Below are 20750 nucleotides of genomic sequence, written 5' to 3'. Positions count from 1 at the left end.
ATTTTTTTTAAACATTTGCACTCAAGGTTTGATTATGTCTACCGCCAAAAAAAAAGCATCTTTATTGCAAAAAATTAGTAAAGGATTAACCGTTAGTTCAGTCATTACTGGAAGTACCTTTTTACATGGTCCTCCAGTGCTTGCGTTAGGTTTGACAAAATTATTCAAAAAATCTGCAAAAGTTGATGAAACCAACATTCAACTTGCAAATAGCTGGATCGGTATTAATAACCAGTTAATTGAACATGTACTACCAAATTTAAAATGGGACATCAGTATTGATGAAAAACTCAATCTGACGTTACAAGGTCGCTATTTGATGATGTGTAATCATCAAAGCTGGGTCGATACCACTGTGAATCAATATTTTGGTTTAACCCGTATGCCACTCACCCGCTTCTTCACCAAGTGGGAGCTGATCTTTATTCCTTTTGTTGGTCAAGCCTTTAAAATTTTAGGCTTCCCAATGATGAAGCGTCATACCAAAGAACAAATTGCTAAAAATCCTGAGCTTAAATCTCGCGATATGCTCGAAGCACGCAAAGCCTGTGAACAATTATTGAGTCAACCTTTTACTTTATTAAATTATTTAGAAGGTACACGTTTTACACCTGAGAAACACGCTCAACAGCAATCACCCTATAAAAATCTTCTTAAGCCTAAAGCAGGTGGTTTAGCATTGGCGTTAAATATCTTGGGTGATAAAGTAGATGCCTTTGTTGATATGACCATTGTTTATCCTGATGGTCCGCCCGAATATAGTGATTTTTGGTTGGGTGATGTTTCACGGATTGCCGTCGATTTACGTAAAATTGAGATACCTGACTGGGTGCTTGGCGGCAACTATGAAGATGATGCAGAATTTCGTGAGCGCTTCCAAAAATGGGTCGATCAGATCTGGACTGAAAAAGATCAGCTCATTCAGCAAATGAAAGAAAAATATACAACGACATCGGACATTAAGTAAGTTTATGACTCAGCAGAATAATAAACCAAAATCTAAATATCACAGCGTTGATCGAAATAGTTGGCCCTTTCGACTATTTTTGATTTATGACGCTTTTATGGTGTTTATTATTGTATTTAATTTATTCTGTCTGGGAATGAACCTATTCCTGATGAGCTCTCTTGGGGAATGGTTATTTCAACAAATTCATCTCCTCAGCGTTCTTGATTTCTATCGAACTCACTTACATCCTTGGGTCATCACCACTGAAGCTTGGTTTATTATTTTTCTGATCTCCGAACTGATTGTGCGTTGGATCTTTGCGATTATCAACAAACATCATGCGCGGTGGTGGTGGTTCCCATTTGTCCATTTTTATGAAATTCTAGCCATTATTCCTTATTTACGTTTCCTACGTTTATTTCGGGCTGGGATTATCGCCTACCGCTTATATGAAATGGGCTATCAGGTCATTCCAGAAAAGATACAGCGCACGCTTTTATTTTATTATCGTGTGGTGATGGAGGAACTCTCTGATCGAGTGGTACTGACTGTTCTTGATGGTTTAAAGCATGAGTTAAAAACCAATAATAGTCATCAACAAACCATTCATAATTTGGTTGATCATCACCGTCAGTTATTTGTGACTACACTCTCCTCGCTATTGCAAGAGTCTTTGGCCACCGCGTTACAACAACAACGACCTGCTATCACACAAAAAGTGGGGATTATTGTCAACCAAGCCATCGAAGATACACCTGAACTGACTCAGCTCTTACGCCTTATTCCAATTGTCGGTGGGCGGATTGAGCAACAAATTCAAAGTATCGGTCAACGCTTAGGGGAAAATATTAGCGCGGGTTTAATCGAACCTTTTACAGCAGGTTCACCTCAGCAACCCAATGAAAATTTTCAACTGATTGCGCAAAAAATCAGTGAGCTAAATATTGACAATCAATATTTGGAAGAGCTGGTTAAATCTGTCGTATTTGAAAGCATTGAAGCCATAAGCAAACAAGTCCGAGTCAAGCAATGGCAAGAAATGCTGGATGAAAATGGTCAATTGAACAAAAAAGCAGAATGATTACAAGAAAATTTACTATTCAAGCTAGAGAATTGATGTAATTTGTTCTAGCATTTGCTTTTATTTATAACACACTAGAGTGCTTAAAAGCCCTGAAGGATACATTATGGCTGATATACGGATTACGGGCAGAATGGTGAATTTTAGTCGATTAACTTTCGACACAAATGACCATAATGCAATCCGACAGCAATTGACGAGCACACTCAATGAAGGTTCTTATTTAGGAACTTTGGTAATTATAGACAGTACCGTTGAACAAGAACTTATCGCTTTGATTCAAGTGCTAATCGATTTAGGCCTGCAACCTATGGCTGTGATTGATGGCCTGTTAGGTGATGAGGCTAGAGCGATTCAATTCCCTGTTTTACCTGCAGATCAACCCTTACAGCGAATTAAAGCCTCTAAAGAACAAGTGGTGGCTCACCCAACTGCAGATCAAACCAAAACTACTGCAATACAAACACCACAAAAAAACACATCGCATACGCATATCACCTCTTATCATGATGAGATTTTGCGTACTGGACAATGTTTGGTACAAGATCTGGGCGATATCATCTTAAATGCAGGTATGAACAGCGGCTCTGAAGTGATTGCATCTGGAAATATTCACATTTATGGTAATGCACGTGGTAGAGTCATTGCAGGTGCAGGTGGACATACTTCAGCACGCATTTTTTGCAATTCTCTCGAAGCAGAATTGGTCTCTATTGCTGGGACATATTGTGTTGCAGATGATATTCCTAAAGATCTGATCAAGAAACCTGTACATATTTATTTAAACACCAAGCAAGAGCTTGAATTTGAAACCTTGCAGTTTTAATTTATAAACACCAAAAAAGCCCTTTTAGGGGCGTATGACCATAAATAGGAGTGGATTCGGTGGCCAAAATTGTTGTCGTAACGTCAGGCAAAGGTGGTGTAGGTAAAACTACGACCAGCGCATCTTTTGCAACAGGATTAGCCCAACGTGGTCATAAAACTGTTGTGATCGATTTCGATGTAGGTTTACGTAATCTTGACTTGATCATGGGCTGCGAACGCCGCGTCGTCTATGACTTTGTAAATGTCATCAATAACGAAGCTCGCTTACAACAAGCACTCATTCGTGACAAAGAAATTGAGAACTTATACATCCTACCTGCATCACAAACCCGTGATAAAGATGCCTTGAGTGATGAAGGTGTTCAACGCGTGATTGATGAACTATCACAAGAGTTTGATTACATCATTTGTGACTCACCCGCAGGGATTGAGCGTGGTGCAATTTTAGCGATGTATCATGCAGATGAAGCAATCATTGTAACAAACCCTGAAATCTCGTCTGTTCGCGACTCAGACCGTATCATTGGTATGCTAGATAGCAAAACTAAAAAAGTTGAACAAAACGAAGGTCGTATCCGTAAGCACTTGTGTATCACACGTTTCAACCCTGAGCGTGCAGATCGACAAGAAATGCTAACGATTGATGACATTTCTAAAGATATTTTACGTGTTCCGACTTTGGGTGTTATTCCTGAGTGTCCGAGCGTACTTCAAGCATCGAACGAAGGTAAGCCAGTTATTCTTTATTCAGAAGAAAAAGCGGGTCAAGCCTATGATGATTTAGTGGCTCGTTTTCTTGGTGAAGAACGTCCTTATCGACACATTGTGGTACAGCCAAGAGGTTGGTTAGCTAGACTATTTGGAGCGTAATGATGGCAGGATTCTGGAGTAAACTATTTAGCAGTGATGAGAAGTCATCAAGTGCACAAACTGCCAAAGATCGTCTAAAGGTAATTGTTGCATCTGAACAAGGCTTAGGTCGTCGTTTAAGCCAAGACAAAATTGACCAAATGAAAAAAGAAATCATGCAGGTCGTTAGTCGTTACGTTCGAGGTGTGGATGAACAGCATATTCAAATGCAAGTTCGTTCAGAGGCAAATATCGAAATGTTAGAAATGAATATCAATTTACCTGAAGATCGATAGTAGTTTTTTCATTAGCGATTTTTCGCAAATAAAGGCAAAATACGCGAGTGGATTCGGAAAGCATGGCTTTCCCCCACTTCAAGGATTTTGCCTTTATTATTTTAAGACTGAGGAGACTGTCATGGCATTATCACAGCCAGCAACTTTCAATGAAGAATGGTCAGATGAGCGTGTTTTTGCCTACCTCAACCAGCTTCCACCTACAGGTGTCAACGCGGACTTTCATGTCCTCTACCATGCATTTAAACACATGCGTCCAAATGACTATGAGCGATTGATTACTCAGTTTTTGGCTGATGGTCGTGACTTGAATGCAACTAATCCTGAAGGACAGCGTATTCATGACGTGATTGCACAGTTTCCACGTCAGAAAGATGGTTTCTTAGAAGTCTTAGCAAAATTTGCATAAAAAAATGCCTGCATGATGCAGGCATTTTTTTCGACTATCGACTACCAATCAAATAAACACCTAACAAGGTGAAAATTCCGCCTGAAACACCATCAATCCATTTTGCAAAGTTTTGATAAGCATTGCGAAATGTAGGTAAAGAAAATACAAATGCGACCAAGGTAAACCACAAAGCAGTTTCAACTGAAACAATAATAAAAAGTAATGAATGATGCTGATCAAATAAAGGATTGGTTAAAAATAGAGAAAATACACTACCAAAATAGATAATAGCTTTAGGATTAGAAAGATTGGTTAGCAATCCTTTCATAAAGAATAAATAAGGTGACTGAGGTAAGACAATAGAGTTTACCGTCTGATCCCCTTTGGAGAAAGCCGAGCGCAGCATTTGAAAACCAAGCCAGCACAAATATAAGCCACCTGCAATCAAAAGTCCTTGTTTAAGCCAAGCCATTTTCTCAAAAATGATATTGAGTCCCATCAAAGCCAAAAGTGACCAAAGCATTGCACCGATGCAAATTCCTAAAACCACTAATACCGCTTCTTTACGAGAACGACTAATCGCCGTTTGCGAGACCAAAAAGAAATCTGGTCCGGGTGTAATTAATGCACAAAAATGAATAAAGATTAGCGTACTCAATGCGACTAACATAGCTCACCCTAGCAATGGGATTCCAAAGCGTAAGCTTAAATAAAAAATGTGATTATTACCATATAAAAATAGAGAAATATAAATAGAAAAGCCTCAAGATAGAGGCTTTCTTATTACACTTTTATCGTTAAACGAGAATATCTCGTTTGCCATTTGCACCCATGGCACTGACGATGCCATTTTCTTCCATCTGGTCGATAATACGTGCAGCTCGGTTATAACCTAAGCTGAATTTACGCTGTAAAGAGGAGGTTGAAGCTTTGCGTGTTTCCAAAACAAAGGCGACACATTGATCATAAAGCGCATCACGATTTGGATCACCATCTCCATCTTCAAAACCACGTGAAGAAGACTCCTCATCAAAAGGTGTCAAGATCTCATCAACATAGTCAGGCTCACCACGTTCGCGCCATGCATCACAAATACGATTGACCTCATCATCACTAATAAATGCACCATGAACACGTTCAGGCTCAATTTTACCCGGCCCTAAGAACAACATATCACCATGACCAAGCAAGTCTTCTGCCCCACCCGCATCCAAGATCGTACGAGAGTCAATCTTACTGTTTACACGTAATGCGACACGCGTTGGGATATTGGCTTTAATCAAACCAGTGATCACATCTACAGATGGACGTTGCGTTGCGAGGAGTAAATGAATCCCAGCCGCACGAGATTTTTGTGCTAAACGCGTAATCATTTCTTCCGCTTTTTTACCGACCTGCATGATCATATCGGCAAACTCATCCGCAACAATCACAATCGAAGGTAACGGCGTCAAACGAGATGCACGTTCTTGTGTTGCAGAATCACTTGGCTTCCACGTTGGATCGATTAAATCCTCACCATTGGCAATCGCCTCTTCAACTTTGCGGTTGTAGTCACTGAGCTTACGAATTTTCAGAAATGACATCAGTTTATAACGACGTTCCATTTCATTGACACACCAATTCAATGCGCTCACTGCATCTTTCATGTCGGTTACAACAGGCGTTAATAAGTGCGGGATATCATTATAATTGGCTAATTCAAGCTGTTTCGGATCAATTAAGATCAAACGCAATTGGTCAGGCGTATATTTAAGCAACATCGACAAAATCATCGAGTTGACCGCAACTGATTTACCTGAACCAGTCGTCCCTGCGACCAACATGTGTGGTGCTTTACCCAAATCTGCAATAACAGGATTACCTGAAATATCTTTCCCCATAGCCATAGAAAGAATGCTACTTGGATCGGTAAAAGCAGGAATGGTCAATAACTCAATCAAACGCACCATTTCACGCGTGCTGTTTGGAACTTCAATACCAATATAAGGTTTGCCCGGAATGACTTCTACCACCCGTACAGATGCCATCGACATTGAACGCGCTAAATCACGCGAAATATTGGTCACTTTAGATGCTTTAACACCAGGGGCAAGATCAAGTTCAAAACGCGTAACCACAGGTCCAGGTTGAGCTTCAACCACCTGTGCTTTTACATTGAATTCTTGTAGCTTAATTTCCAACAATTCAGAAAGTCGCGCCAATTGCTCCGCTGTAAAATTTACCTTTTTGTTTGGATCAACCTTATCCAACAACTCTAAGCCCGGCAACGTTGGCAAGTCACGGCGTTTCTGCGCAACTTGCATCGCACGTGACATTGGACGCCCAAATGTATCGGTTAATGGCGCATCCAAATCAAAATCTTCGTCTAGATCTAAATCTGTTTCTGCCTTACCTGCTGTTTCTTGCCATGCTTCAATAAAGGCTTCTTTGGACAGCTTTTCTTTTTGCATCTCGGCTGAGGCATTAACAGTAGCCGCTTGTAAATGAGAGGTACTGCTCGTTGGCGTTATTATTTTGTCTTGCTCACTTTCAACTAAAAGATCATTAAAATGATCGAAATCATCTTGTGCATCTAGATTTGTATTTTGGCTAGATGGTGTAGGCGAATAAAGATTTTTTGTCGCTGTTGATTCACTTACAACTGAACCGACGTCCGTATCCACTTCCACTGTGCGATGAGCAGTTTGTTGGATCTCATGCGTAAATGGCGTGTGTAAATCCGTCGCTGTCTTGGTATTCGGTACTGCGGCCAATAGCTCGTCAAAAATTTGATCATCATTCCAATCTAAATGGCTATGATTACTTTTCTGCGTCACAGATTCTGGTTGCGAATGCTGTACTGCTGTAGAAGAATTTACATCATCCGCAGCTCTGAGCAGTGCATCAATTTCCTGCTTATGATTGGCATCATCACTTTGTAGTGCACGCCATACCTCACCTGTTTGGACTAAGCGCTGACTTTCTGTCTCAAATTGATGTGCTCGTTGTAAAGTTTGCTCAAAATCTTCGGTTTGCGAAGTCTGTTGTGGTTGAATACTTTGTTGCTCTTTCGCAACTACATCTGCAAATAACTTTTCAGCCAAAAACTGGTGATGTGAGTCATCGACTTTTGCTGTTTTAGCCTGAACATCATCTGCCATTTGACTGGCTATATTTGCTTGCTGAGCTTCAGATTCGGCCTGTGCTGCGACTTTATTTTTGATTACAGGTATTTCTGATACCGCCAATTGCTCGGTACGGTCATAAGCAGACTCATGCTGTGGCACATTTCTATAAAATAAATCTTGTAAATAAGCCGGTGTCTTTTTCAACATCAACCATGTTTTATTCCATTGAATACCAAAAGCCAAAGTAATCAATAAAATACTAAACGCCAGTAAAAACAAGGTCGCACCATAAATGGTAAGCAAATGAGATAAACTTTGTCCTAACTCATAACCAATAATGCCGCCAGCAGCATTATCAAGCGTGTCCGCAGGCGTATTCCAGTGTAAATACAATAAACTCGAGATCGATAAAATCAGAAAGAATTGCGCAGCATAACGAAAAGGTAAGTTTAGGAAGCTTCTTGGCCACCAAACCTGTACTGCCTCTATAAATAAAAATAAAGGAATAAGTAAGCTTGCCCAGCCCAAGAAACCAAATAATAAATCTGCGATCCAAGCGCCAGCGACCCCACTTGCATTTGAAACATGCTGGGTATCACTGGAAATATGCATCCAACCCGGATCAAAAGGTGTGTAGGTCACTGTGGCAAGAAATAGATAAATGCCAAAAGAAATTAAAAATAATGTCATTAAAAAGCGTTGTGCATAAACACTTGACACCGCAGTCATATACAGTCCTGTAACCCAATTCGTTATTTGTTAGTATCTTTTAAGGTCTAACTTACCTTAATCAATAAGTTTTATATTATGCACTCGTTATAAAAAAAAAGATGCACGATTGTTTACTGTTGTTGTTAACATCGACGGGCTATTGCCATTTCCAACACATGATTTTTGGAACAATCAATTCACCAAACATGATATAGCCTATTTCGATTGAACTTATCAATATTATCCACACGGATTTGCCCCCAATTTGTGCGGATTCACGTATAATTTTAGCATTTTCAATATAAGAAGGATGTTCTTGAATGAGCGCTCGTCACTCACGATTAATTATTCTGGGTTCTGGTCCTGCAGGTTACAGCGCTGCAGTTTATGCTGCACGTGCTAACCTCAAACCAACGCTCATCGCTGGTTTACAACTGGGTGGTCAATTGACCACGACCACTGAAGTAGATAACTGGCCGGGTGATCCTGAAGGATTGACTGGCCCAGTACTGATGGATCGCATGCAAGCCCATGCAGAACGTTTCGGTACAGAACTTGTCTATGATCATATTAATGAAGTTGATCTTAAAACTCGCCCATTCGTGTTAAAGGGCGACATGGGTGAATACACCTGTGATGCGCTTATTATTGCGACAGGTGCGACTGCACAATATTTAGGTCTTGAATCTGAAACTGCATTTATGGGTCAAGGTGTGAGTGCCTGTGCAACATGTGATGGCTTCTTCTATAAGAACCAAAATGTGATGGTTGTCGGTGGTGGTAATACCGCTGTAGAAGAAGCACTTTATCTTTCTAACATCGCTGCACATGTCACTTTAGTTCATCGTCGTGACAGCTTACGTTCAGAAAAGATTTTACAAGACCATCTTTTCGCAAAAGAAAAAGAAGGCAAAATCAGTATTATCTGGAACCATCAGATCGACGAAGTTCTTGGTGATAAAACAGGTGTTACCGCTGTTCGTATCAAATCAACTCAAGACTCAAATACCCAAGATGTTCAAGTTCAAGGTCTATTCGTTGCAATTGGCCATAAGCCGAATACAAGTATGTTTGACGGTCAATTGAACTTACGTGATGGCTATATCCAAGTTCATAGTGGCACCGCTGGTAACGCGACTGCGGCATCGATCGAAGGTGTATTCGCAGCGGGTGATGTAGCAGACAGTATTTATCGTCAAGCGATTACTTCGGCTGGTTCAGGCTGTATGGCAGCTTTAGATGCTGAGAAATATCTCGACAATTTGAACTAATTTACAATTCATGAAAAAACCACCAATTTTTTGGTGGTTTTTTTTATAAACCATCAATACAATCAAAAACATGAGGAATTTTTAAACAAAAATTGATGAGTGGATTATATAAATGACAACAACATGGACCAATGGCTATCAAACTGAAGTAAATTACACCTATGGTTACTATCGAGACCTAAGCCCAAACTTTCAAAAGTTCTGCTTACTACTCAATGGCATTGCAAGTCCTGATTTTCAGGAAAACCACAACCATTGCGAACTCGGTTTTGGACAAGGGGTTAGTATAAATATCCATGCCACAAGTAACGAAGCTAAGTTCTACGGTACTGACTTTAACCCTGCTCATGCAGCACATGCCAATCAATTAGCAGAACAAAGCCATGTGGAACATTTTTTTTACGATGATAGCTTTGAAGAGCTTCTTAATCGCCATGATTTACCGATGTTTGACTCTATCAGCTTACATGGCATTTGGAGCTGGATTAGTTATGAAAATCAACATATTATTTTAAAATTTATACGCAAATTTTTAAAGCCAAACGGCATTGTATATATCAGTTATAACTGTGTAACGGGTTGGGCTGCCAATATGCCGATTCGCGAGCTATTCCATAGCCATTTTAAGTTTAATAGTAAAAGCACGAATCCAATTCAAAAAGTGAATGAAGCATTAAATTTTAGTGATGAGTTACTTAAACAAAATCCTGTTTTTGCTCAACGTAATCCTAATGCATTACAAAAAGTTGCAGAATTAAAGCAACAAAATCCAAACTACTTAATTCATGAATATTTAAACCAAGATTGGCAATGTTTTTCATTCCAACAAATCGTTCGTATACTTGATGAAATCAAACTGTCCTACGCTGGTTCTACTGATCTAGGTTCTCATTTAGACAATATTAATTTCTCTGACGAACATCAACAGTTTTTAAATGCAATTGAACATCCAGTATTTAAAGAACAATGTCGAGACTATTTCGCAAATACACAATTTAGACGTGACCTATTTATTCGAGGAAAAAATAATTTAACGCCATTACAAGTCCAAGAAAAATTGCGTAAAACAGCTTTTGTTCTGCTTACTGCGAAAGAGCAATTGCCAGCCAGTATCAATGGGCTATTAGGCACATTCAATTTAATTGAAGAAATATATCAACCTATTGGTAATAAATTTGCTGAAAGTCATTATCAACCATTAACAATTGCTGACTTAGAATCAAGTTTTCCTGAATTAAACTACGCAAAAATTTTAAATGCATTGGTTATTTTGTGTCATCTTGGACTGGCTCAACCATGTCAGAATCTTGAACCAACTGAAAAAACAATCTTACATTGCCAAAATTTAAATCACTATATTTTAAAACAAGCAAGTTTTCATCAAAACTATAGTGTTTTAATCAGCCCAATCACTGGAATTGGTATTCCTACAGAACACTTCCATCAATTATTTTATCGTGCACATTTTATTGATGGCTTAGAAACTGCAAGTGATTTTGCCAATTATGTTCAAAGTGTTATTGCTCAACTCGGATGGCTCGTTTTAGATAAAAATGGTGCGACAGTCTCTGATAAAGTAAAAAGTCTTGAAATTATTCAAGCTAAAGCACAAGTCTTTATCGACAGTAAAAAAATAGAAATTGCTAAACAACTTCGTTTATTTAAATAATCTATTACTTGAATGGTAGTCTTCAATGATTGCCATTCTATTTCACTTACGTTAGTTTAGAATCATTCTTATTTGCTTTTTTGATCATGCAACTGCTCCCCTTATCTCAATACACTTTTCCAGATCCAATAGAAGCAGATCCTGACGGACATGGATTTATCTGTATTGGCGCAGATCTATCCCCTTCTACTTTATTCGAAGCATATACCCACGGATTGTTTCCTTGGTTCAATGAAGATGAGCCAATTTGCTGGTGGAGTCCCGATCCCCGCTGCATTATCGAACCACAAGCATACAAGCCCAGCAAATCCTTAATCCGTAATATGAAAAAGCATGATTATCGGATTACCGTTAACCATGCTTTTGAAGATGTCATCCGCTCTTGTTCAATGCCTCGTAGCTATGCCAATGAAACGTGGATTAGCGAAGATATTATTCAAGGCTATTGTACTTTATTCGAAGCGGGCTATGCTTATAGTGTGGAAGTCTGGAATCAACAACAACTTGTAGGTGGCTTATATGGCGTCAGCATTGGCAACGGCTGTTTTGGTGAATCCATGTTTAGCACTGAAACCGATGTCTCTAAAATGGCATTTTATGCACTGATGTTGATTGGACAAGAAAATCAGTTGCCTTGGATTGACTGTCAACTGGTCAACGAACACCTGATAAGTTTAGGCGCGCGTACACTTTCTCGCCAAATATATCTAAAATCGTTACAAGATGTAATTATTGCCCCCCCTATCAATTGGAAAAGCTATCAAGAACGTGTATTTTCAAGTAAAACAATAGCAGTTAATGCAAAATTAGACGGTTAACGGATGAACACCTTGGAGGGACAGATTCATGAAATCATACCAACCCAAGTCCCTTTTAAATGACTTACAGTATTACATCACGCCACCGCATGACTGTAGCTATTTAGATAGCAAATCTGCTCGGATGGTATTTTTAGATCCAATTCACCGTATTGACGTGGTGACTTTGTCAGAACTTTCTCGCGTCGGTTTTCGTCGTAGTGGTGATTTTGTGTATCGCCCTGAATGTCACTTGTGTCGCCAATGTTTATCTTGTCGCGTTCCTATTCAAGAATTTCAAATGAATAGCAGCCAGAAAAAAGCATGGAAACGCAACCAAGATTTACAAATGAGTATTTTGCCTACCTCTCAGGCCACGCAACAACATTACGATTTATATGAGCGCTATATCAATGAACGTCATGCAGATGGTGATATGTATCCAGCCAACCTTGACCAGTTTGAAAAATTCCTTGTACATAGCTGTACTGAAAGCTTCTTTCTTGAACTATGGAAAGATCAAAAGCTGATTGGTGTTTCAACCTGCGATCTAATGGATGATGGGCTATCTGCCGTTTATACTTTTTTTGATCCAAATGAACAACGCCGCTCTTTGGGTGTCTTTGCGATCCTTAAACAAATTGAATATGTCCGCACCCTGAACCTCGATTATCTCTATCTCGGTTACTGGGTCCCACATTCACAAAAAATGAATTATAAATCGCAATATACACCACTCGAATTATTACTCGATGGACAATGGCGTAGACTCAACCGCCCCCTTTCAGATAATGAAATTCAACAACTTGGAAATTCGTTAATGAGCACACTGCCATCTGAATGGAATAACCTGATTATTAAATAATCCAAGTTCGATATAAAATCCTTGATGAAACATGATACTAGGAAACGTCATTCGCAATTGTTTAAGACAGGACTTGATTAATAAAGTGCTGTTTCTGCGATGAATTAAACGAAGTGATGGTAGTCAACGAGTTTTGCGGATGACAATGGATTTGCTTACTTTTGCCGAAACAAAAGTAAGTCCAGCTGAAAGCTTATCCTGAAATTGGATGAGAACTCAGCAAGACTCCGTCAAGATAATTATTTTTCAATAAGTTAAAGAAATATTTAAGTCGAACTCAGGTTAAATAGCCTTATTGAAATAAAGCTGCAAAATCATCAGTGCATGTTTTGACCATAATCACAGCATGCTCTCTTGAACCATCACCATTTGGATAATAATTTTTGCGTAAATCAATTTGATGGAATTGCGCTTTTTCATATAAACTAATCGCGGCGGTATTACTTTCTCTTACTTCTAAGAAAATCTGAATCGGATTGTTTTTTAATTGTTCAATTGAATGATCCAATAATTCATAGCCCAGCCCCTTCCCTTGCTGACTTGGGTGAATGGCCATCAGTAATAAATTTGCTTCATCCAACACAGGCTGTAAGATGCAAAAGCCCACAATTTGGTGTGCCTGCTCATATACAGTGCATTGATAAGAAGCTAATGATTCTTGAAACTGTTGCTTAGACCATGGATGTGTTTGTACCAAACGCTCAATTGCAACCACACTATCCAAATCGCTTTCTTGCATCAAACGGATCAAGATGTACTACTCTATAAATATGATGCTGTGATTATCAGCAATTTAATACAAAATTTGAATAAAAAAATGGACAGTTTTCACTGTCCGTTGAAGTTAACTGGGATTAAAACCTAATTCAGTACGCCATTTATTCAATAGCTCAGTGGTATCATCATCATTCGGATGAAACCGAGGTCTTAGGAAATCGAGTAAAGTCGGAATCTGACGCGATATAAAGCCTTTGTAACCATACATAAATTTGATCATGTATTTGGTATCACGCCAAGTGAGCTTGCCATCCGTTTTCAGTAATTTTGCTGTGAAATAAGATTGAGTAATAAAGATTAAGCCCATTGCAATCACCAAAGCCAGTGAACGCATGAAATAAGCTTTTGGACCTCGCCCATACATGGCTTCATATACATCAAAAGCAACCGCCTTATGTTCATTTTCCTCTACTGCATGCCACATCCAAAGGTGATACATGGTTTCATCTTGGAACATTGCCTGAATATTTGGGTTGCTCAAGAGTTCTTCTGCAATCGTCGAAGTAAAATGTTCTAAGGCACATGTTCCTGTCAAACCAATCATTTCTTTACTAAAACCAAAAGGTTTAAGCAATTTGGTGGTGATACCAATGGTACGGTTAATCAAACGTCCAGTCTGCGCTTCCATTTTCCGCACATCATATCCATACGATTGAGCAGATGCATTAAAAGCCAAATGTTCTTTAGAATGCATAGCCTCTTGGCCGATAAAAGCACTAATTTCTTTTTGTAGTTGAGGATCAGATAATTTAGGATCATTTCTCACGGCACGCGTACTATTAACAAAGAATTGCTCACCTTCTGGAAACAACGCGGATAATGCCGTCATAAAATGAGTCAAAGCAGCATCACCATTTGCCCAATAGCGCGGTACTTCACCAAACTCAAAATCCATTCGGCGTACAGGAAAACTGGCACCAGCTCGGTTTGAAATATTGACTTTAGCATTCATACCTTGTTCTCCTATAATGTGAATATTCTTTTTAATCGTTCTCTATTTATTAGTTATACTCGCTTTTATATGCATTAAATAAGTGCTGATAAGGTCATAAAAGCATCATCTTAGGACATGAGGAGGAAAAATTAATTAAGTATTAATTTTTCCGACGCAAGGGAAATAAAGCATCGCTTTTTTTCCAACGCAAGGAAAACTTGTCTAATAAGAATATAAAATCCAGTTTTCATGAAATAAAAAACAAGAAAGGACAATAAAAATTGTCCTTTCTTAACATACAGTTAATAGGTGAAACTAGAAATTACAAGCCCAGCTTTGCTTTCCAATCTTTAAGTAACTGCACAGTATCCAAGTCATTCGGATGGAAACCTGGTTTCAAATAGGCGAGCATTTCCCCGACCATACCTGCAATAATTCCTTTTGATGGACTATAACCATATTTATAAATCATACCCAATTCTTTTAGATTCAATTTGCCATCTTCTTTAAGCAAGCGGAATACAAATGATGATTGAGCCAAGAAAATAAGTACCATTGCCACCACTAAAGCGCTATTACGCAATGCATAGGCTTTGATACCACGACCAAAAATACCCTCATAAACATCATAAGCCACTGCTTTATGTTCATTTTCTTCAACTGCGTGCCAAAACCACATATATGACATGGTGTCATCTGTCATCAATTCTTGAATATGTGGATTACGCAATAACTCCGAAGCAATGGTCGCTGTAAAATGTTCTAACGCTGTCGTTGCAGTTAGATCAACCATTTCCTGCGTCATGCCAAATGGCTTAACCACTCTAGCAAAATTCTTACGCGTAAATTGAATCAGTTTAGCTGTACGTTTTTCCAAAGTCGTCACATCATGACCATATTTCTGTGCAGACTGGTTAAAGCCAACATGCTCTTGCGTATGCATGGCTTCTTGACCAATAAAAGCACTGATTTCTTTTTGTAGTGCTTCATTATCTTTGATTGCAGGATGATGGCGAACTGCACGAACAGAATCAATGAACAGCTTTTCACCATCTGGAAATAATGCAGATAGAGCTGTCATAAAATGAGTTAAACCTGCTGAACCACTCATCCAATATTCAGGAACTTGGTCAAAATCAAAATTCATGCGACGTACAGGAAAACTCGCACCTGCGCGATTAGAAATATTTACTTTAGCATTCATACAGCCTACTCCTTTTAAGTGAAATATCTCACTGAGTACTTTTGTTCATTTTCTTGAGTTTTATCTTACTGTTTTATTGGTATCAATTAAGTGCAGTTTAGGACAGTGAGGTATCAGTTTGGGACATGAGAAGAAATAAAGCATCGCTTTATTTCGAAGCAAGAGGAAAAAATAATCAAATATAAATTTCCGGACACAAGAAAATAAAGATTAGACAATAGGCATAAAAAAACACCCCAGCGGGGTGTTTTTTTTTACTCTAGATGATTAGAGAGTTACTTTCGCAACAACACCAGCACCTACAGTACGACCACCTTCACGGATCGCAAAACGTAGACCTGGGTCCATTGCGATTGGGTGAATTAATTCTACTGACATTTCAACGTTATCACCTGGCATAACCATTTCAACGCCGTCTTGTAATTGGATTGCGCCAGTTACGTCAGTTGTACGGAAATAGAACTGTGGACGGTAACCATTTAAGAATGGAGTATGACGACCACCTTCTTCTTTAGAAAGTACGTATACTTCTGCGTCGAATTTAGTGTGCGGCTTGATTGTACCTGGCTTAGCAAGTACTTGACCACGTTGTACGTCTTCACGCTTAGTACCACGAAGAAGAACACCACAGTTCTCGCCAGCACGACCTTCGTCAAGCAATTTACGGAACATTTCAACGCCAGTTACAGTCGTCACAACAGTGTCACGAATACCAACGATTTCAACTGATTCGCCAACTTTAACGATACCAGATTCTACACGACCAGTTACAACTGTACCACGGCCTGAGATAGAGAATACATCTTCGATTGGCATTAAGAATGCTTTGTCGATTGCGCGTTCTGGCTCTGGAATGTAAGAGTCAAGCGCAGCAACTAATTCGATTACAGCAGATTCACCATAAGGACCTGCATCGCCTTCCAACGCTTTAAGCGCAGAACCACGGATCACTGGAGTATCATCACCTGGGAAGTCATAAGTAGAAAGAAGTTCACGAACTTCCATTTCTACTAATTCAAGTAATTCTTCATCATCAACAAGGTCACACTTGTTTAAGAATACGATGATGTACGGTACACCAACCTGACGTGAAAGTAGGATGTGTTCACGAGTTTGTGGCATAGGACCATCAGTCGCAGCACATACAAGGATCGCGCCGTCCATCTGAGCAGCACCAGTAATCATGTTTTTAACATAATCGGCGTGGCCCGGGCAGTCTACGTGAGCGTAGTGACGGATTGGTGAATCGTATTCTACGTGTGATGTATTAATGGTAATACCACGTGCTTTTTCTTCAGGTGCTGAGTCGATTTGTGAGTAATCTTTCGCTTCACCGCCGTAAGTTTTTGCACAAATAGTTGCAATCGCAGCAGTTAAAGTTGTTTTACCATGGTCAACGTGACCAATTGTACCCACGTTTACGTGTGGTTTATTACGTTCAAACTTGGCTTTAGCCATGATGATCTTCCTTTATAAACTGCTCATGAGGGTCACCCATGAGCACTTGGTTTTTAACTAAATTTTAGTTGGGTAATATAATAATCGAAAGATTACTCGTCGTCACCTTTTTTACCGCCAGTCTGGAACTTAGCGATGATGCCTTCAGCCACGTTACGTGGGGTTTCAGCGTATTTAGCGAATTCCATAGAGTAAGTCGCACGACCTTGAGACATAGAACGCATTTGAGTCGCGTAACCAAACATCTCAGCAAGAGGAACTTCTGCTTTAATTGCTTTTGTTCCACCAGGAAGATCGTCCATACCTTGAACCATACCACGACGACGGTTTAAGTCACCCATGATATCGCCCATGTAGTCTTCTGGAGTTTCAACTTCAACTTTCATGATTGGTTCAAGAAGGATCGGATCAGCTTTCATGAAACCATCACGGAAAGCGTAAGAACCCGCCATTTTGAACGACAATTCATCAGAATCGACATCATGGTAAGAACCATCGAATAATGTCGCTTTGATACCCACAACAGGGTAACCAGCCAAGACACCATTCTTCATACGTTCTTGAATACCTTTATCAACTGCGCCGAAGAATTCTTTAGGTACTACACCACCAACAACTTCTTCAACGAATTGGTATTCTTTACCAGCTTCTTCAACATCAAGCGGTTCAAGACGGACATATACATGACCGAACTTACCTTTACCACCCGTTTGACGTACGAATTTACCTTCTTGCTCAACAGTCTTTTTGATTGTTTCGCGGTAAGCAACCATTGGTTTACCAATGTTCGCTTCAACGTTAAATTCACGCTTCATACGATCAACAAGAATATCAAGGTGAAGCTCACCCATCCCGGCAATAATGGTTTGACCAGATTCTTCATCTGTACGAACGCGGAATGATGGATCTTCCTTCGCCAAACGACCTAAAGCGATTGACATTTTTTCTTGGTCAGCTTTAGTTTTTGGTTCAACAGCCAATGAAATTACTGGCTCTGGGAATTCCATACGCTCAAGTGTAATGATGTTTTTCTCATCACATAGTGTATCACCCGTAGTCACGTCTTTAAGACCTACACACGCTGCGATATCACCTGCACGAATTTCATCAAGATCTTGACGTTCGTTCGCATGCATTTGCACGATACGACCGATACGTTCACGCTTAGATTTAACTGGGTTATAAACCGGATCACCTTGTTTAAGCACACCAGAGTAAACACGTACGAATGTTAAGTTACCTACGAACTTATCGTTCATGATTTTGAACGCAAGTGCAGAGAACGGAACATCATCAGATGCTTCACGAGTCGCTTTAGTTTCAGCTTTGTCGTCAAGAATACCTTCAATTGCTTTAACTTCTGTTGGAGAAGGTAAGAATTGAATGACAGCATCCAACATACGTTGAACACCTTTGTTCTTGAACGCTGAACCACAAAGCATCACTTGGATTTCAGATGCCAATGTACGAGCACGAAGACCAGCGATGACTTCTTCTTTAGAAAGATCACCTTCTTCTAAGTACTTGTCCATTAACTCTTCAGATGCTTCAGCCGCAGCTTCAACCATCTTAGTACGCCATTCGTTTGCAGTATCAACGAGGTCAGCAGGAATCTCACCGTATTCAAACTTCATACCTTGAGATGCTTCATCCCAGATAATCGCTTTCATTTCGATAAGATCAACAACACCTGCAAACGTATCTTCTGCACCAATTGGTACAACGATAGGCACAGGATTACCGCCTAAACGAGTTTTAACTTGCTCAACAGCACGGAAGAAGTTTGCACCAGTACGGTCCATCTTGTTCACGAATGCTAAACGAGGCACTTTATATTTGTTTGCTTGACGCCATACAGTTTCAGACTGAGGTTGTACACCACCAACTGCACAGTAAACCATACATGCACCGTCAAGAACACGCATAGAACGTTCAACTTCAATTGTGAAGTCAACGTGTCCCGGGGTGTCAATTACGTTAATACGGTGTTGTGGAAATTGGCTACTCATACCTGACCAGAAACAAGTCGTTGCAGCAGAAGTAATGGTAATACCACGCTCTTGCTCTTGTTCCATCCAGTCCATTGTTGCTGCACCATCGTGTACTTCACCAATTTTGTGAGATACACCTGTGTAGAACAAAATACGTTCTGTTGTAGTTGTTTTACCTGCGTCAATGTGCGCAGAAATACCAATGTTACGGTAATTACTAATTGGAGTTTGGCGAGCCATGATGTCTTACATTCCTAAATGTTATATTTAAAACAGGGCGCATCAATGAAATTGATGCGCACGAATATCCAAGCAGGCAACTTAAATACCCGCAAAGCCCCCACTTTGATAGAGAGCGATGTTGAATCGAGCTGCTGTACGCATGAATATTCTCCTGATAAGGGACTGTTTTATCCGTTTAGAAACGGTAGTGAGAGAAGGCTTTGTTGGCTTCAGCCATACGATGCACGTCTTCACGTTTTTTGATCGCAGAACCTTTACCTTCAGCTGCATCAAGCAACTCACCAGCAAGACGTAAAGCCATCGTTTTTTCAGAACGCTTAGCAGCAGCATCTACTAACCAACGCATTGCTAAGGCAGTACGACGGGATGGGCGTACTTCCATAGGTACTTGATAAGTAGCACCACCAACACGGCGTGCTTTTACTTCGACCATAGGACGAACTTTCTCAAGAGTAGTCTCGAAAAACTCAACTGGGTCTACTTTGTTTTTTTCTTGAACACGTTCTAAAGCACCGTAAACGATACCTTCAGCAACAGATTTTTTACCATCTTGCATTACGTGGTTCATGAATTTAGCGATTGTTTGGCTGCTAAATTTTGGATCTGGAAGGATCTCACGAGCAGCGACTACGCGACGTCTTGGCATTTTAATACACCTAATAATATGACACTTCAGGATAATCCAGCAGTTTGTACAAGTGTCATGTACTCTACGCTGGCCTTACTATACGTCGCTTGAATTACAAATCTATGAAGAATTCAAACAAGCGAAACGCTAAAGGATTGCTTGTGCGAGTTTCCTAGAATTACTTCTTAGGACGTTTCGTACCATATTTAGAACGTGACTGGTTACGATCTTTAACGCCAGCACAGTCTAAAGAACCACGAACGGTATGGTAACGTACACCTGGTAAGTCTTTAACACGACCACCACGGATAAGAACAACACTGTGCTCTTGTAAGTTATGACCTTCACCACCGATATAGCTAGATACTTCAAAACCTGAAGTCAAGCGAACACGGCAAACCTTACGCATTGCTGAGTTTGGTTTTTTAGGTGTAGTCGTGTAAACACGTGTACATACACCACGACGTTGTGGACAAGCCTTCAACGCAGGAACTTTTGATTTTTCAATCAAAGTTGTACGACCCTTACGGATCAACTGATTTGTTGTTGCCATTTGGCAATTCTCCCGTTATTAAACAACCTCAAAAAGAAAAACACCTCTTTTCAAGGGCACATAATTGTAAGCTAAGAAGCACAAATGGTCAACATTGCAATACACAGCAAATGTTGACCATTCTTAGAATTAAATTGTTTTTTGA

Annotated in this window: 19 protein-coding genes; 10 read left to right on the top strand and 9 right to left on the bottom strand. The window is 39.7% G+C overall.

Going from position 1 to position 20750, the window contains the following annotated elements:
* Window positions 1-34 precede the first annotated feature (34 nt).
* The 6 genes from MMP72_RS07380 to MMP72_RS07355 all read left to right on the top strand — a co-directional run bounded on the left by MMP72_RS07380 (window position 35) and on the right by MMP72_RS07355 (window position 4412).
* Window positions 35-967: an acyltransferase gene (locus MMP72_RS07380; RefSeq protein ID WP_241315941.1), complete on the top strand. Its 933-nt coding sequence runs from the start codon at window positions 35-37 to the stop codon at window positions 965-967.
* Between the two features lie 4 nt (window positions 968-971).
* Entirely contained in the window at window positions 972-2030 is a 1059-nt protein-coding gene (locus MMP72_RS07375; RefSeq protein ID WP_241315938.1) for a preprotein translocase subunit SecA, read from the top strand.
* Between the two features lie 106 nt (window positions 2031-2136).
* Window positions 2137-2856, top strand: coding sequence for a septum site-determining protein MinC (minC, locus tag MMP72_RS07370; RefSeq protein WP_241315936.1), 720 nt, complete (start codon window positions 2137-2139; stop codon window positions 2854-2856).
* A gap of 59 nt (window positions 2857-2915) precedes the next feature.
* Window positions 2916-3728 carry a septum site-determining protein MinD gene (gene minD, locus MMP72_RS07365; RefSeq protein ID WP_241315934.1) on the top strand — a complete coding sequence of 271 codons (813 nt, stop codon included), beginning with the start codon at window positions 2916-2918 and terminating at the stop codon, window positions 3726-3728.
* A gap of 2 nt (window positions 3729-3730) precedes the next feature.
* Entirely contained in the window at window positions 3731-4003 is a 273-nt protein-coding gene (minE, locus tag MMP72_RS07360) for a cell division topological specificity factor MinE (RefSeq protein ID WP_004670120.1), read from the top strand.
* A gap of 121 nt (window positions 4004-4124) precedes the next feature.
* Complete coding sequence (locus MMP72_RS07355) at window positions 4125-4412, top strand: PA4642 family protein (RefSeq protein ID WP_005150979.1); 288 nt, start codon at window positions 4125-4127, stop codon at window positions 4410-4412.
* Between the two features lie 34 nt (window positions 4413-4446).
* Here the strand turns inward: MMP72_RS07355 and rhtC are convergent, their stop codons facing one another.
* The gene (rhtC, locus tag MMP72_RS07350) at window positions 4447-5064 is read right to left on the bottom strand and encodes a threonine export protein RhtC (protein ID WP_241315932.1); all 618 of its coding nucleotides are present in this window, start codon (window positions 5062-5064) and stop codon (window positions 4447-4449) included.
* 127 nt (window positions 5065-5191) lie between these two features.
* Entirely contained in the window at window positions 5192-8233 is a 3042-nt protein-coding gene (locus MMP72_RS07345) for a DNA translocase FtsK 4TM domain-containing protein (RefSeq protein WP_241315931.1), read from the bottom strand.
* 302 nt (window positions 8234-8535) lie between these two features.
* Between MMP72_RS07345 and trxB the strand changes: the two genes are divergently transcribed.
* The 4 genes from trxB (at window position 8536) to MMP72_RS07325 (ending at window position 12817) form a co-directional block, all read left to right on the top strand.
* Window positions 8536-9486, top strand: a complete 951-nt coding sequence (trxB, locus tag MMP72_RS07340) for a thioredoxin-disulfide reductase (RefSeq protein ID WP_241315929.1) — start codon at window positions 8536-8538, stop codon at window positions 9484-9486.
* Window positions 9487-9598: 112 nt separating this feature from the next.
* Window positions 9599-11155: a class I SAM-dependent methyltransferase gene (locus tag MMP72_RS07335; protein ID WP_241315927.1), complete on the top strand. Its 1557-nt coding sequence runs from the start codon at window positions 9599-9601 to the stop codon at window positions 11153-11155.
* Window positions 11156-11241: 86 nt separating this feature from the next.
* On the top strand, window positions 11242-11973 hold the full coding sequence (gene aat / locus MMP72_RS07330) for a leucyl/phenylalanyl-tRNA--protein transferase (RefSeq protein ID WP_241315925.1): 732 nt from the start codon (window positions 11242-11244) through the stop codon (window positions 11971-11973).
* Window positions 11974-12001: 28 nt separating this feature from the next.
* On the top strand, window positions 12002-12817 hold the full coding sequence (locus tag MMP72_RS07325; protein WP_241315923.1) for an arginyltransferase: 816 nt from the start codon (window positions 12002-12004) through the stop codon (window positions 12815-12817).
* 292 nt (window positions 12818-13109) lie between these two features.
* Here the strand turns inward: MMP72_RS07325 and rimI are convergent, their stop codons facing one another.
* From rimI to rpsL, 7 genes are all read right to left on the bottom strand, one after another.
* Window positions 13110-13568 carry a ribosomal protein S18-alanine N-acetyltransferase gene (gene rimI / locus MMP72_RS07320; protein WP_241315921.1) on the bottom strand — a complete coding sequence of 153 codons (459 nt, stop codon included), beginning with the start codon at window positions 13566-13568 and terminating at the stop codon, window positions 13110-13112.
* Window positions 13569-13661: 93 nt separating this feature from the next.
* Window positions 13662-14546, bottom strand: a complete 885-nt coding sequence (locus MMP72_RS07315) for a metal-dependent hydrolase (protein ID WP_241315919.1) — start codon at window positions 14544-14546, stop codon at window positions 13662-13664.
* Window positions 14547-14850: 304 nt separating this feature from the next.
* The gene (locus MMP72_RS07310; RefSeq protein WP_241315917.1) at window positions 14851-15732 is read right to left on the bottom strand and encodes a metal-dependent hydrolase; all 882 of its coding nucleotides are present in this window, start codon (window positions 15730-15732) and stop codon (window positions 14851-14853) included.
* A gap of 267 nt (window positions 15733-15999) precedes the next feature.
* The gene (tuf, locus tag MMP72_RS07305; protein WP_241315915.1) at window positions 16000-17190 is read right to left on the bottom strand and encodes an elongation factor Tu; all 1191 of its coding nucleotides are present in this window, start codon (window positions 17188-17190) and stop codon (window positions 16000-16002) included.
* A 92-nt stretch (window positions 17191-17282) separates the two neighbouring features.
* Entirely contained in the window at window positions 17283-19421 is a 2139-nt protein-coding gene (fusA, locus tag MMP72_RS07300) for an elongation factor G (RefSeq protein ID WP_241315913.1), read from the bottom strand.
* Between the two features lie 178 nt (window positions 19422-19599).
* Entirely contained in the window at window positions 19600-20070 is a 471-nt protein-coding gene (gene rpsG, locus MMP72_RS07295; protein ID WP_003653285.1) for a 30S ribosomal protein S7, read from the bottom strand.
* A gap of 160 nt (window positions 20071-20230) precedes the next feature.
* A complete protein-coding gene (gene rpsL, locus MMP72_RS07290; protein WP_004648013.1) occupies window positions 20231-20605 on the bottom strand; it encodes a 30S ribosomal protein S12 in 375 nt (124 codons plus the stop codon).
* Between the last annotated feature and the right edge of the window lie 145 nt (window positions 20606-20750).

It is taken from the genome of Acinetobacter sp. NIPH 2699, from assembly GCF_022549355.1.
GTDB lineage: Bacteria > Pseudomonadota > Gammaproteobacteria > Pseudomonadales > Moraxellaceae > Acinetobacter.
This window is presented reverse-complemented; position numbering and strand designations above follow the sequence as displayed.